The following is a 13,736-nucleotide window of genomic DNA, read 5'->3' on the forward strand; positions in this document are numbered from 1 at the left end:
TCCTCCGGCGAGCCAGATGCTCCACCCGGCGTATCGGCACCATCGTCCAGGCCGTCCACACACTGCTGACCTGCAACTATTCAGGATGAAAGGGGCTCACTGACCAGAGTCATCGGCCACCTTGTCAGCACACCCGGCCCCGGCGCGCGTTCTTCACCCGGCTGGCCGACGGCGCGCAGGAGCCGGGTCACGTGAGGTGGTCATGGTCACCTGCTCCGCCGGACGGCTTTCAACACGTCGGGCAGTGGCGTCAGTACACTCCCACCCGGGGCACGCTCCCCGCCGAGCCGCATGTGTGCGTGTCGCAAACACCTGAGTATCTGTGTCGCGTGGCAGACGGGCGACCGCCCGGACACCTATCGCATCGTCCCGAAGGGTCGGTAACCGCATGACTGACGGAATCCAGACCGAGAACGAGTCCGGAGCGGAGAACGAGACGGAGCCCGGAACGCAATCGCGGGTAACCGCGCCACCCGACGGCCAGGATCCGTTGTCCGAGGTGCCGCAGCGCATACAGGAAGCCGCCCGGATCGCTCCCGACCACTGGTTCGGCATGGTCGACCCCGCATGGCGAGGGGAGGGGCCGCCGCCGGAGTGGGCGGTGGCCGGCCGGTACCGGTCCAGCGCCGAGGGGGAGGTGGTGGAGTGGCAGTACAACGACGACTACCGCCCCTCACCGAGCGCCAACGGATGGCCGGAACCGACCGACCCGGTGGACGAAGCAATCCAGCTCGCGGCCACCGGTTACGGGCCCGAGGAGGACGTCTTCCGGCTGCTCGCCGAGGCGGAGGTCGGTGTCCTCCTCACGCCCGGCGGCGGTCTGGTGAGGGCCACCGCCCCGGACGGCGAGGCCGTGGTGCCCGTCTTCACCTCGCAGGCGCAGCTCGAGGCGGGCGGCCGGTACGCGGCCCGCACCGTCGCCGTCCCGGACCTCCTGGTAGACCTCGACGAGGGACTCCGGCTCTACGTGAACCCGGCGGGCGCGGTGAGCATGTCCGTCATGCCCGAGCAACTCTCCGCGCCGGACGAGGGGCACCCCGAGGCGGAGAATCGTGAACTGCCGGAGCCGGAGCCGGTCTCTCTTCCGGGAGCGCAGGACGGGAACGCGAGCGAGGCCGACAAGGGCCAGGACGACGGCAGGGGCGAGGACGACGGCAAGGGCGAGGACGACGAGAGCAAGCAAAGCGCACCCGCGTCCGCTCGGGACCACCTCGTGGACATCCTGAGCGGCAAGGAGACGTGAGGAGCGGACGGGCGCCCGGGCCATCGGCGAGGTGCGGTCCTGCTTGCCGAGCGAGGCAGCGCCGCCCCGACGTGCGGCAGTACGAGCTCGTCAGGTGAGCCCGGACCACCTCCGCCGATCATGGGGTTCGTCCTGTGCCTCGTGGGAGGCCACGACTCCTCCACGGACGCGGGCGGTGCCCGAGAAGGCGTCCGGCGTTGCCCGGGCCCCCAGCCCGATGATCTCCCGCGACCGCTCCGGTCGCCGCGGGTCTGCCTCGGCCCCTGGCTATCGCCCGGCGGCCGCGGCCGAGTCGGAGGGCCGCCGGGAGAGTACCCGGAGCGAGGCGGTGAGCAGCAGTGCCCCGACGACCACCACCGTGACCGCGGCCAGCCCCGGGACCGCCAACAGCCGCAACTCCAGATGCGCCCACAGCCTTCCCGCGATCCGCACGGCCCCGAAGGCCACGAGCGCGAGCCCCAGCAGCCCACCCGCCCCGGACAGCAGGGTGAAGGCGGACACGTTCTTCTTGATCTCCGTTGAATTCATGAGGACAACGCTAGGGACGACATCGGCCCGGTGAATCGGCAAGGAGAAGGTCCTTCCCCTGCCGAAAGGACGATCGGGTCCGGCCCGGCTCATACTTTGGTACAGGAATTCCCGGCTGCCGTTGGTGCACGCCGAACGGGAGGCCGACCTTGCTGAGCACGCACGCCGGCGCGCTGGAGTTCCATCCCACCGCCCCACCGGAGCGCATCGCCGATGCGACGGGGGTCGCCGCCACAGCCCACCCCGCGCGACACGGACCGGTTGATCGAGGAGGCCCGAGCGGCAGGAGCGGAGATCCAGCTGCATCAGCGACTCGGCGAACTGTCCACCATGGACGCCACCACCGAAACGCACCGCCTACCGCGTGCCGGCCTGCGCAAGCTGCACTTCGACGTGATCGTCCGATCCGACGAGTGGATAGTTGTACCAGGTATCCGGGTGTTCGTCATCGGTGGCCTCACCACCGGCACCCCGCCGCACCCCGCCGACCTCTCCGCCTCGCGGGAGGCGGGGATTGTCCGACGCCCCCTTGTGATGCCCGGCGGTACAACCCCGGCCGGCTGTCGGCTGTCTGTAGAGCGCCGGAGGGATGAGCCCCCGGTGACTTCGTGTACGGAGAGTGGGGATCAGGTGGGGAAGCAGGTCTGGAGAGTCGTCGTGGCCGGCGGTGCGGCGGCGGTGTTCACGGCCGTGGCCGCGGTGTCGGCCGGGGCGGCCGAGGGTGGGGTCTCGTTCACCCGGGTCCAGGTGAACGGCGGCAAGCCGATCGTCATCGGGGTGTCGAACGAGGTCGCGGTGCCCGCCTCCTTCCGGATGGCGACCACGCGCCAGTGGAAGTGGCCGGCGGTGTTCCTGTACCGCGGTGGTGCGTCGGGCGAGCGACTGTGGCACGCCATCGAGACGAGCGACTGCAACAAGGTGGGCTCGGGCGTCTGCGACATCAACGAGACGATGTACTTCGACCCCAGCGAGTGGGCGATGCGCAACAGCGAGGCCGGGGCCTGGAAGGTCGGCGCCGAGGTGTACTTCAAGGGCGGCGGCGGTGACACCGACGACGAGGGCCTGACGGTCCAGGTCAAACGCAACTCCCACCTGACCGTCGACGCCTCGCCCGAACCGGTGTCCAAGGGCAGGACCCTCACCGTGACCGGAAAGGTCACGCGGGCCAACTGGGAGACCCGGAAGTACGCCGCCTACGGAGGCCGCCAGGTGAGCCTGCAGTTCAAGCCCGCCGGCACCGCCTCCTACACCACGGTGAAGAAGGTGTACGCGAACGGCTCGGGTGTGCTGAAGACGACCGTGAAGGCGTCCAGGACGGGTATGTGGCGCTGGGTGTACTACGGCAACTCCACCACCGGGCCGTCGATGTCGTCCGGGGACAACGTCGTGGTGAAGTGACGTCCGAGGGGCCGGCATGGGGCAAGCTCACATGTCCGGCCCTGCCTTCGTTGAAGGAACGAGTGAAAACGTATCAGGCTCGCCCGGCAGCCACCGCTCAGGGCCACATCGCATTCCGTACGTCACCTACCCCGGTGCCCCCCGGACGGAACCACGCACACGTGTGAGTAAGACTGTCAGTCCATTCGTCTACCTGTGAGGACTTGCGACGAACGATGGACATCATGTCGATACCTGAACACGTCACCCCGCAGTCACCGGCCACCATGACGGACGATGTCCTGGCACGGATACGTGACGGCCTCATCGGCGAGGGCGACCTCGTCGACGGTCCCTACGGCCGCCGCCGGATCACCTACGCGGACTGGACGGCATCGGGCCGCTCGCTCGACTTCATCGAGGACTTCGTTCGTACGGCGGTCCTCCCGCGGTACGCCAACACCCACGCCGAGAGCTCGGGCAACGGGCGTCGCACCGGAAGGCTTCGGGAAGAGTCCCGGCAGATCATCGAGGAGGCGGTCGGGGCGAGCGGGACCCACCGCGCCATCTTCTGCGGCTCGGGCGCCACCGCCGCGATTGACAAGGTCATCGGTATGCTCGGCCTCCGACCGGCCCCCCGCCTGGCCGCCGCCACCGGTGCGACGCTGCCCGAGCACGATCGACCGGTGGTGTTCATCGGACCCTACGAACACCACTCCAACGAGATCCCCTGGCGGGAGTCGCTCGCCGACGTCGTGGTCGTCCCGGAGGACAGCGCCGGCAGGATCGATCTCGACGGGCTGCGGGCGGCACTGGAGGCGTACGCACACCGTCCCCTGCTGATCGGCTGCATGTCCGCGGCCTCGAACGTCACCGGCATCTTGACGGACACCGACGCCGTCGCCGCCCTGCTGCACAGCTATGGAGCCCTGTCCTTCTGGGACTTCGCGTCGGCCGGCCCCTATGTGCCCATCCGGGTCAAGGAGTCGTCCCCCGGCCGGGGCGACCACAAGGACGCCGTGTTCCTGTCACCGCACAAGTTCGCCGGCGGGCCCCAGACGCCGGGCGTCCTCGTCGTGCGCAACGAACTGCTCAGCGGCACGGTGCCGGTTGTACCGGGCGGCGGCACCGTGAGCTATGTCGGGCTCGACGGGCACCGCTACGCCACCGACGCGGCGGCGCGGGAGGAGGGCGGCACCCCGGCCATCGTCGAGGCGATCCGGGCCGGACTCGTCTTCGCCCTCAAGGAGTCGGTCGGGGCGGACACCATTCGCAGGCAGGAGGAGCGGGCCTGGCAGGCCGTCAGGGACCGGTGGCAGCGGCACCCGGGTATCCACATCCTCGGCAATACCGACACGCCCAGGCTCCCGATCGTCTCCTTCCTGATCCGGTACGGGGAGGGATATCTGCACCATCACTTCGTGACCGCGCTGCTGGACGACCTCTTCGGCGTCCAGGCCCGCGGCGGCTGCTCCTGCGCCGGTCCCTACGGGCACCGCCTGCTCGGCATCGACACGCGGCTGTCCCACGCTCATCGCGATGTGATCACGGAACACGGCAGTGAAGCGGTGAAACCCGGCTGGACCCGTGTCAGCTTCCCGTATTTCATGTCGGACGCCGTCCGTGAGCACATCGTCGAAGCGGTCGAACTCATCGCCGAAGCGGGTCACCGTCTGCTGTCCGACTACCGCTTCGACCTCCGCTCCGGCATCTGGCAGCACGGGACGTTCGACCCCGCTCCGGCAACCGGCCTGAGGCAAGCCGTCGCCGCCGTCACGAACACACCTCGCGCCGAGCGGTCGGCGGAGGCAGACCTGGTCGCTCATCGGGAGCGCGCCCGCGCCATCCTCTTCGGCAGGCACGAGGACGCCGCTGTCCGGGACGCCCGGCTGGCGCCGGAGATCGATGCGCTGCGGTGGTTCCCCCTGCCGGCCGTGTCCGTGGGCGGACCCGTGAGTTTCCACTGACCGCGTTCCTGCCGCATCCCACTTCACTCCGGTTCTACCGGCGGTAGAACCGGTGGTATGAGCAAACCGACGAAATCAAGACCAGTGAGGACGTGCGCGACCGGCTGCGGGTCCTGGCCGAGGAACGGGGCACGACCATCACCGAGCTGCTGGAGGAGCTCCCCTCTCGCGAGCTCACGCAGGCGGAGCGGGAGGCGCGCCTGGCTGACCGCCCTGTACCGGGCGGATCCCTTTTTCACCGGTCTCTCCATCGAGACCTCACGCGGCACTGGCCGCGCTGTGCCGGTCCACGACGTAGCACTGACGACGCCGTTCCGGCTCAGAGGTGAGGACGAGGGGTTCCCATTGCGACGGCGCGGCCGACACACGTCCCGCCGCGCTGTAACACGCGGACTGGTCGGCGGACACGACACGAGGTCCGCCCGTGCGTCGTATTCCTGGCCACCACCCGGTTGCTGCCTGCCGCGGTCGTCAGTCATACGTCAGGGTACGGACCACAGGCGTCAGGGATCTGTTATGGCCGGGGGTCGGGAGCTTCCTTCGGTGATGCAGTACTCAGAGTCTGGCAGGAGTCGTACGTGGACTCCCCCTCCCGGGGGCCGGGTCCTGTTCGGCTGTATCCGCACGTGTCGGGAAAGGGGTGGGTCGTGCCCAGTTCGGCGCTGCCGGTGGAGGGAGGTGTCCCGGTCCCCTCGCCGCCTGATGGCTATCGCAACGTGCCGGTGTCGGCGCCTCAACCGGACCTCCACATCCCAAGACTGCCAGAGGGCGGTCTCTCCGGCAGTGGCGTCCTCGCCGTCGACTTCGAGGCGCTGGCGCACGCGATCGCTGAGGCCGAGGAGGCGGCCGAGGCAGTCGGCCACATCGCGGAACGTCTGACAAGCGCGGTCCAGCGTTCGGGGGCGGCTCCCTGGGGTGATGATCCGGCACTGGGGCAGACGTTCGGCAGTCTCTTCGCCGAGCCCCGCGATGCTCTCACCCAAGCCGTACCAGGGCTGCAGCAAGTGCTCCGGAGCATGGCCGAGAATCTCGGCGCCATGAATACCGGCTTCCACGGCGCCCAGCGTGACGCCGAGAGCGCCATCGCCGATGCCCGAGGCCGAGCCGAACACGCCTGGACCTGGGGACGGATAGTTCCGCCATGGTAGACGCGCATCACGTTCCGTCCGAGCTGCAGAATCTGTTGCTCATCACCACCGGCAACCGCTGGCCGACCGGTGACGAGACAGCGCTACGGGCTGAAGCGGCGGCCTGGCGGGAGACGGCGCACTCCCTCGTGCCCGTATCCGAGCGTGTGGAGAACGTCAGAGCACTCGCGGCGAAGGCACTGTCCGGCGCCGGCGAGGGAGCGGTCGAGGCTTTCCTCGCCCAACTCGTCGGTGGCCGGGGTGTGGGAGAGTCCGACGCCGTGCTGCCCGTCCTCATCGAAGCCGCCGAGTCCGCGGCGGAGGCGCTGGAGGAGGAGGCCCTGCAGATCGAGACGTTGCGGATCGAGATCATCGGTGCGCTGGTGGTGCTGTTTCTGCAACTCGTCATCGACTCGGCGCTGTGGATGTTCGGCGGAGCGGCCAAGGCCGTCGAGGACATCGTGGCCACGAGAGTGCTGTGCCTGGCATTCGTACGGCAGGCCGTCGCACACGTGCTGACCCGCCTGACCGAATCGGTGGTCGCGATGGTGGGCATGGCGTTGCTTGCCCAGATCATCGAACTCGGCGAGGGCCGCCGACACGCTCTCGACGGACGTGAACTGGGCGTCGCCGCCGTCAACGGTGCGGTGGGCGCGCCGGTGGGATTCGCCATGGGGCTGATGGGCGGCGCGGCCATGGCAGGCGTGAAGAACCTTGCGAAGAAGCCGTTCTTCACCGCACTGCCGAACAACGTGCAGTCGCTGGCGAAGTTCGGCACCGTGGTGAGCTTCAACGCCGGCTTCGGCGCGGTGACCGGCATGGCGGAAGCCGCAGCACAAGACAGCGTCTACGGCCTGGCCGGCGACTGGGTCGCGGGAGCGGCCAACGGTTCTTTCAACGCCGTCTGGGGCGCCAGGCACAACGCCCAGAATCCCGCAGGCCGTTTCGCGCTCTCACCGGCCGAGCACCTGGAGGAACTTGTTGACCATCACCTCGCAGGGCTCAACAAGAACTCCGGTAGCAAGGCCCCTGCCATCCGCCCAGCTACGGAAGGCCGGGAGCCGGGTCACGGCTTTCTGGACCTCGGACCAGAGGAGGGCGACCCGTACGGTCCCGGGAAGAGTTTCCTGGACCTCGGCCCGGACTCCCCGATTCTTCGGGCCGGGTGCGGAACCGATGTGCACAGGACGGGCAGGCGACAGGGCGGGCCCTATGAGCCGAGCGCCCGGCGGGCCAGCGTCACTCCGACCCCGACGCCCGCTCCGAGGCGGGTTGCCGTGTCAGTCCAGGCTTCCAGCGCCTCGTCGAGCGAGCCGCCGAGCAGGTGGCTGGACGTCAGCCAGCGAAAAGCACCGTCGGCCGCGATCCTGTCCGGCGACGGCAAGCCACCGGCCCCGGTCGCGAGAGTCGTGTAGCACCACAAGGGACCATTCGACATCGTCCGACACAAGCGTGCGCAGCGTGTCGGCGTCGTCCCCGCCCAGCGCGGGCATGGCCTCTGGTGGGCAGGTGAACAGCAGAGTCAGAGCCAGGACGTGGTGCGTGGCACGGTACTCGAAGGACGGCAGTCGCCAGAGGCCCCGGCTGCGCGCGAGCAGCCGGCCTGCGCCGTCCTGTGCGCACAGCCAGGCCAGGGGCACCTGTCGTCCGCCGTCTCGCGGAGTCACCGGAGCGAGTCGCCGCAGGTGCGGGACCCACTCGCGTTCGGGTTCCCGATCACCATGGCGAGCCCCGACCTCTCCCGCCGCAGCAGATCGGAGATCTTGGTCACGGCGTCCTCAGTGAGCTCCACCGCATATGTCGTCTCCGTCATGAGCCCCTCCCGTCACGTCTTGCTCGAACATCTCTACGGAGAACGGCGACAGGCAGGCGGAGGTTCAGCCGACGCGCCCGACCACGACGCGATCCGGCCAGAGGTGGCCGAAACCTCGCAGGCCCAGTGCGTTCCCGGTCCGGCCGTGCCGCGAGGGGAGGGGACGAGTCGCCCGGATGCCGCCACCGGCGAGAAGCAGCTCACTCGCCGTGAGCAGACCCACCAGCGGGGTGCGCAGTTCCTGAGCGACGTCCGCGGTGAAGCGCTGCTCACTCAGCAGCCTTTGGTGCAGGCTGTCGGCCATCGAGTCGACCGTGGCCGAGATGTCGGTGATCTCGTCGCTGCCACGGGCGTCCGCGGTCGCCGCGTCAACGCGCCCGCTGTGCCGGACGGCTGTCGGAGCAGCGCTCGTAATGCCCCGGCGTCAGCGCCGCCGGTACGACTCGACGTATCCGGCCGCGGGCGAGCCGACGCCGGTGACGGGGTCGTAACCGCGCACGGTCCGCAGCGAGGTGTTCTTGCCGAGGCTGCGCACGGAGGTGACCAGACCGTCCGATCCGTCGTGACCGTTGACGAAGTCCCGCCGCGCCACCGCTAGTTCGACGCCGGTCGGGGTGTCCGTGACGTCGTGGTAGACCCTGGAGCCGTACGTGGAGTAGATGACCGGGTTGGCGAATCCGATCGCCGATCCGCCGCGTGCCTCCTGGGCGAGGGCCTGGAGCGCGGTGATCACCGGCGCGGCCAGCGAGGTGCCTCCGATCCGGCTCTCGTTGTAGTGCCGCGAGCCGTCGGGGAAGGTCTGGGTCTGGCCCACCAGGAACCCCGTGTTGGGGTCGGCGACTGCGGACAGGTCCGGCACGACGCGGTTGCCCGGCGTGCCGTGGGCGGTGGCCAGCGCCGCGGGCACCACACCTCGCTGGTAGGAGGGCTGAGGGACGGTTCGGCTCGTCCCGCCCCCCGCGGCGCCGTTGAAGGTGCCGGGGAAGCCGTCCCACGCCGTGCCGTCGGGGGACAGCACGGCGCGTTCGGTGCCCCAGCCGGTCTCCCAGAGGTACGTATCGCGCTTGCCGACGGCCAGCGACGTGCCGCCCACCGCCGTCACCCACGCGGAGTCGGCCGGGAACTCCACCTGCTTCGTGCCGGTGACGATCTCCGTGTCGCCGTAGTCGCCGGAGGAGAAGTAGAAGCCCGTCCCCTGGACCGCGCCCAACTGGAACACCTGGTCGTAGGCGGCCGCGACATCCGGTGTCACGTTGCTCTCGAAGTCGCCCCACGAGTTGGAGACCATGTCGGCCAGATGCCCGTCGACGACCTTGGCCAGGGCGTCGTAGAAGTCCTCGGTGGAGCACGAGGCGGCGCCCACGTAGGTGATGTCCGCGGCCGGTGCGACCGCGTGCACCGCTTCGACGTCCAGGGTCTGCTCGCCGTACCAGCCGGCGGCGTCGCAGTCCTCGGTGTCCGTCCAACGCTCGGGCAGCACCTGCTTCAGCTGCCCCTTGCGCCAGGCGCCGTCACCGTGCCGCTCGGCGTAGGCGGCGGTGTCCCGCAGGAGGGTCGGCGAGGTGTACGCGTCGACGACCGCGATCCGCACCTTTTTGCCGGTGCGGCGCTCGGCTCCGTAGGCGGCGCGCAGTTGCCGGCCGGTGTACCCCTTCACGGCGTACGGGACCTTGTGGCCGTATGCGGAGGGCAGCGAGGTCGCGAGGTCGGAGCCGTAGTACGTCGAGAACGGCCCGGAGTTGACGACCGCCGGTTTGGGCTGCGGAAGCTGATCGTCGTGACCGAGCATGCGCGGAGCGTTGTCGAGGCCGCTGACGCCGAGTACGGCGTCGGCCGCGAACGAGGGGACCGACACCGTACCGGCGGGCGCCCGGTAGGACTTGCCGTCCTTCGCGTACTCGTGCAGCCGGGTGCCGAACGCCGCCTCCGCGCTTGCCGCGTCGCCGGTGGCGGAGACGTAGTGCCGGTTGCCGCCGGTCACCTTCAGACCCGCGGACGTCAGCCACGACCTGACCGTCGCGACCTGCGCGTCGGTGGTGCCGAAGCGGGCCTTTGCCTGGCGCGGACTCAGGTACTGGCCGTACGAGGGCGATCGGGGGTCGGAGACGGCCTTGGCGTACGCCGAGAGTCCTGCGGCGTCGCGACCGGCGAGGTAGACCCGCACGGACACCTTCTCGGCGCCGGAGGCCGTTCCTCTGTCGGCCTGGGCCGTCGCCCACCGCGGCTTCGTGCCCGGGAGGTCGTGGCGGGCCGGTGCCTCGGAGGCGTGCGCCAGGGGAGTGGTCAGTGTCAGTGCTCCGGCGAGCAGCGGCAGCGTCGCCAGGCCACCTGCCCAGGTTCGCCTCGTCGCGGGGCGACTTCCCATGAGTCCTCCTGCCAAGCGGTTCTGTCCCCGGTGTGAACCGGATGAACACTGGAACACTTGGTCAACGGGCTTACTGCTGGCCCAGGTTCAGCGGGCGTCGGCCAGGCCCGGTCGGATCACCTCGTCCCCGGTCTGGGCGAGCAGCGAGATACCGGCCCGCACCGACGGGTCGAGGTACGCCTCGGGTCGCTGCCAGAAGGCGGTGAGGAATCCGTGGGCGCAGTCGTGCGGGACGGGGGACGGTCTTGACGCGTGCACTGCCCAGCGGCCCGGCCGCGCGCTCGACCGCGACGGCTCGGGTGCCGTCGAAAGCGGCCGCCTCGGGCAGGTACTCCTCCAGCAGCCAGAACCGGTGGTTGATGCCGGGGTCGAAGGGGAGGACGACGACCCGCTGCCGGGCGATGCACAGGAGCTCGCCGATGATGCACGGCCAGCAGGATCATCGCCGGGTCGGCCGAGTCGTCGGCGAGGGGGATCGACTCCGCCGTCGCATCCAGGACCGGGGCGGACCCGGCCGGTCGCTGGGCGATCATCACTGCCCCGGGTTCCACGGCGAGCACGGTCCGCGGCGGTTCGTAGGAGCCGGTACCGGCACCCGCGTTGATCACGGTGATGGCACCGCCGAGCGCCTGATCGATCCTGGCGGCGAGGCGGGGATCTGGTCGCCGGGTGACGGCATGGGCCGCGCCGATCCTGTCGTAGGTCGCCACGCAGCACCGTAGGCGCATCCCGCCCAGGCGGGGAAGAAGACCGGCCCCGCGCGTTCATCGCCGGTCTGTGGAGTGAACCGTCCCCCATGGCCGCGAGCCACCACGTGCCGGAGTGCTGCGGGCGATGCCGCTGAGCCGGTCCGGACCCGGGGCGGGGACCGGCGTGCCACCGGCGCTCTGGTACGCCCTCGTGCTGAGCTCGACGACGTTCACCCGCACACCGACGGCCCGGAGCCGGCTGGACCGCCTCGGTCGGCTGCCGGATCGGGTCGGTGAGCCCACCGACACGGGGAGGACTCGGGCCGCATCCGGCCACGGCGCCCGGAGCGCCGGGGCGGCCGCGGTGGTGGCCTCCTCCCGGACAGGGGCCCGGCGGCCGCGGCCTCGGTCGGCGTCGGGGGAGCGACTCTCCCGACGCCGACCGAGGCCGCGGCGTTCTATTCCGTTGGAGGCCGAACTTGTCCGTGACAAGCTCTCGTCGACCGGCGCCGACCGGGAAACCCGGGCTCCACGTCATGCGGGGCTTCACGAGGTCGGAGACCAGGCTCAGCTGCGCACCGACGCGGGCACGGCCGGCTGTTCGGCGGCCTGCTGGTTCGACTGCGAGCGAAGCGCCAGGCCGGCCAGCGCCACCCCGATCAGCAGGTCCGCGACGGTGACGTAGGCGGCGATGTGCATACGGCCGATGAAGCCGGGGCCGTTCAGGATCGTACCGATGACCGCGATGCCGAACAGCGCGCCCGCCTGCCGGGCGGTGTTCTGCACGCCGGAGGCCAGACCGGAGTGGTGCGCCGGGGTGCTCGAGATGATGATCGTCGTCAGCGACGAGAGGACGAACGTGCTGAACACGCCCAGCAGAACCATTCCCGTGGCGGGAACCAGGTAGTTGCTGTCGTGGTCGGTCAGCGCGAACATCACGCCGCCCACCGCACTGCCGATCATGCCCACCAGCAGCATGACGGGGTGCCCGAAGCGGCGCGCCAGCGGCTTGTAGAAGAGGAAGGTGGACGCGACGGTACCGGCGGTGGCGGGCAGGAGACCGACGCCGGTCGCTCCGGCGGACCAGCCGCGCGCTTGCTGGAAGTAGAGGGACAGCATGAACAGCACGCTGTAGAAGGCGAAGCCCATCAACGTCGCGGAGAGTACGGCCGCTGTGCGCTGGCGGTGGGCGAAGAAGCTCGGCGGCAGCAACGGCTCGTCGACGCGGTGCTGGCTGATCACGAAGCCGACGGCGGCGACGATCCCCAGAGCCAGCGGCAGCAGCGTGATGAGCGATCCCCAGCCGGCCGAGCCCGCGGAGGTGATGCCCGCGGTGACCAGGCCGAGCGCGGCGATGGCGAGGAACTGGCCCAGCTTGTCGGGGCGGGTGGCCTTCTGCGGGACGGTCTCGGCGACGGAGATCGCGATCAGCGCCACGGTCACCACACCGATGGGTACGTTCACCAGGAACACCGAGCGCCAGCCGAACGCGTCGACCAGGAGGCCTCCGGCCAGCGGGCCGACCGCGATGGCCAGCGTCGAGGTGGCGACCCAGGCCAGTGCGGCGCGCTGGCGGCGTGCGGCCTCGGGGAACAGGTGCGGGATCAGCGCCAGGGTCGCGGGCAGCAGTGCGGCGGCTCCCAGCCCCTGGAGTACCCGGCCGCTCACCAGGACCGCGGTGGACGGGGCGGCGGCGCACAGCGCCGAGGCGACGGTGAACGTCGCCAGGCCGGCCAGCAGCAGTCTCTTCAGGCCTATCCGGTCACCGAGCGCGCCGGCGGTGAGCAGCAGCGCGGCCAGTACCAGGGTGTAGCCGTTCACCGTCCACTGAAGGCCCGCGATCGAAGCGTGCAGGCTGTCGCGGAGGTCCGGCAGCGCCACGTTGAGGATGTTGGTATCGAGGATGATCATGAAGTAGCCGAGGCAGATCGCTGCGAAGCCGAGTGCCGGCCGCTGGGCCGTCGGTGAGCTCGTCATGGCCCCTCCTTGGGTCGATGGTCCGATGTCCACGCACCATGCTTTCCGGGAACGGCCGACCGGGCTTCTGTCAAAATGACTGGTTTTGCCCCGCGCCGGGGCCGGTCGAGGTGACTGGGGGCACGAACCGGCGGCGGTTCGGGCCAGTCGGTCTGACGGATGCGGGAAAGGGGGTGCGGTAGGCACTGTGGTGGCATGAACGTCCGAGAGGAGACAGGCATGGACGGCATGATCACCGCCCGCGGCGGCCGGACCGCGGCCGCGTACACGGCAGCGGATCTCACCGAGCCGATGCTGATCGTCTATCGAGGATCGGCGGCCGTCGTGGAGATCGCGGCCCTGCTGGCGTCCGGACGCACAGCCGTCGTGCTCGCCCCCGTGCCCGGCACCACCCCCGCCGACGTCGAGAGGGCGGAGCGACTCGCGCATCAGGGTGCTCTGCTGGCCACCGAACTGGGAATCAAGGCCGTCCCGCGCGGGGAGGCGGGAACCAGGCCGGCCTGGCAGGTGGTGAGCGACGTCGCCGAGGCGACCAGAGCCTGGCTCGTGGTGGCCGGCCCCGAGGCCGAACCCCTGGTCGGGCACATCGAGCGCCCGCTGCTGGTGATACCGGATCACCCCGCCTAACGCGTGGGTGCGGATGCCCCGGC

The 13,736-nt window shown here is 70.2% G+C and carries 11 protein-coding genes and 2 pseudogenes; 7 read left to right on the forward strand and 6 right to left on the reverse strand.

The genetic code is table 11. The features are described 5' to 3' along the window. Together IE94_RS39580 and IE94_RS0130900 are read left to right on the forward strand one after the other, a co-directional pair. A pseudogene (locus IE94_RS39580) lies at positions 1-89 on the forward strand (IS5/IS1182 family transposase); the annotation flags it as partial. Positions 90-388: 299 nt separating this feature from the next. Then, positions 389-1,243: a type VII secretion system-associated protein gene (locus tag IE94_RS0130900; RefSeq protein WP_078606617.1), complete on the forward strand. Its 855-nt coding sequence runs from the start codon at positions 389-391 to the stop codon at positions 1,241-1,243. 267 nt (positions 1,244-1,510) lie between these two features. On the opposite strand, the gene IE94_RS39585 is transcribed toward IE94_RS0130900, so the two are convergent. Beyond that, positions 1,511-1,771, reverse strand: a complete 261-nt coding sequence (locus IE94_RS39585) for a hypothetical protein (RefSeq protein ID WP_157849406.1) — start codon at positions 1,769-1,771, stop codon at positions 1,511-1,513. A 630-nt stretch (positions 1,772-2,401) separates the two neighbouring features. Between IE94_RS39585 and IE94_RS40060 the strand changes: the two genes are divergently transcribed. The 4 genes from IE94_RS40060 to IE94_RS0130930 all read left to right on the forward strand — a co-directional run bounded on the left by IE94_RS40060 (position 2,402) and on the right by IE94_RS0130930 (position 7,657). Beyond that, complete coding sequence (locus IE94_RS40060) at positions 2,402-3,169, forward strand: hypothetical protein (RefSeq protein WP_030190874.1); 768 nt, start codon at positions 2,402-2,404, stop codon at positions 3,167-3,169. A gap of 224 nt (positions 3,170-3,393) precedes the next feature. Then, positions 3,394-5,115, forward strand: a complete 1,722-nt coding sequence (locus IE94_RS0130915) for an aminotransferase class V-fold PLP-dependent enzyme (protein WP_245235344.1) — start codon at positions 3,394-3,396, stop codon at positions 5,113-5,115. Positions 5,116-5,762: 647 nt separating this feature from the next. Then, positions 5,763-6,263, forward strand: coding sequence for a hypothetical protein (locus IE94_RS0130925; protein WP_157849407.1), 501 nt, complete (start codon positions 5,763-5,765; stop codon positions 6,261-6,263). Next, complete coding sequence (locus IE94_RS0130930; RefSeq protein WP_030190883.1) at positions 6,257-7,657, forward strand: WXG100-like domain-containing protein; 1,401 nt, start codon at positions 6,257-6,259, stop codon at positions 7,655-7,657. The genes IE94_RS0130925 and IE94_RS0130930 overlap by 7 nt, the downstream gene beginning before the upstream one ends. Positions 7,658-7,905: 248 nt before the next feature. Here IE94_RS0130930 and IE94_RS40065 read toward each other — a convergent pair whose 3' ends face one another. From IE94_RS40065 to IE94_RS0130955, 5 genes and pseudogenes are all read right to left on the reverse strand, one after another. After that, entirely contained in the window at positions 7,906-8,055 is a 150-nt protein-coding gene (locus tag IE94_RS40065; protein WP_157849408.1) for a hypothetical protein, read from the reverse strand. Positions 8,056-8,239: 184 nt separating this feature from the next. Then, positions 8,240-8,461 (reverse strand): annotated as a pseudogene (locus IE94_RS38520) (histidine kinase dimerization/phospho-acceptor domain-containing protein); the annotation flags it as partial. 18 nt (positions 8,462-8,479) lie between these two features. Further along, a complete protein-coding gene (locus IE94_RS0130945) occupies positions 8,480-10,420 on the reverse strand; it encodes a S53 family peptidase (protein ID WP_030190887.1) in 1,941 nt (646 codons plus the stop codon). Positions 10,421-10,507: 87 nt separating this feature from the next. After that, positions 10,508-10,678 carry a hypothetical protein gene (locus IE94_RS41305; protein WP_245235345.1) on the reverse strand — a complete coding sequence of 57 codons (171 nt, stop codon included), beginning with the start codon at positions 10,676-10,678 and terminating at the stop codon, positions 10,508-10,510. Between the two features lie 998 nt (positions 10,679-11,676). Then, on the reverse strand, positions 11,677-13,086 hold the full coding sequence (locus tag IE94_RS0130955; RefSeq protein ID WP_051777760.1) for an MFS transporter: 1,410 nt from the start codon (positions 13,084-13,086) through the stop codon (positions 11,677-11,679). A 195-nt stretch (positions 13,087-13,281) separates the two neighbouring features. Here IE94_RS0130955 and IE94_RS40070 point away from each other — a divergent pair, with 195 nt between their 5' ends. After that, positions 13,282-13,713 (forward strand): hypothetical protein, encoded by a 432-nt coding sequence (locus IE94_RS40070; RefSeq protein ID WP_167343988.1) that lies wholly within the window; start codon positions 13,282-13,284, stop codon positions 13,711-13,713. The last annotated feature ends 23 nt before the right edge of the window (positions 13,714-13,736 follow it).

Origin of the sequence: Streptomyces violaceorubidus (assembly GCF_000717995.1) — a bacterium.
GTDB lineage: Bacteria > Actinomycetota > Actinomycetes > Streptomycetales > Streptomycetaceae > Streptomyces > Streptomyces violaceorubidus.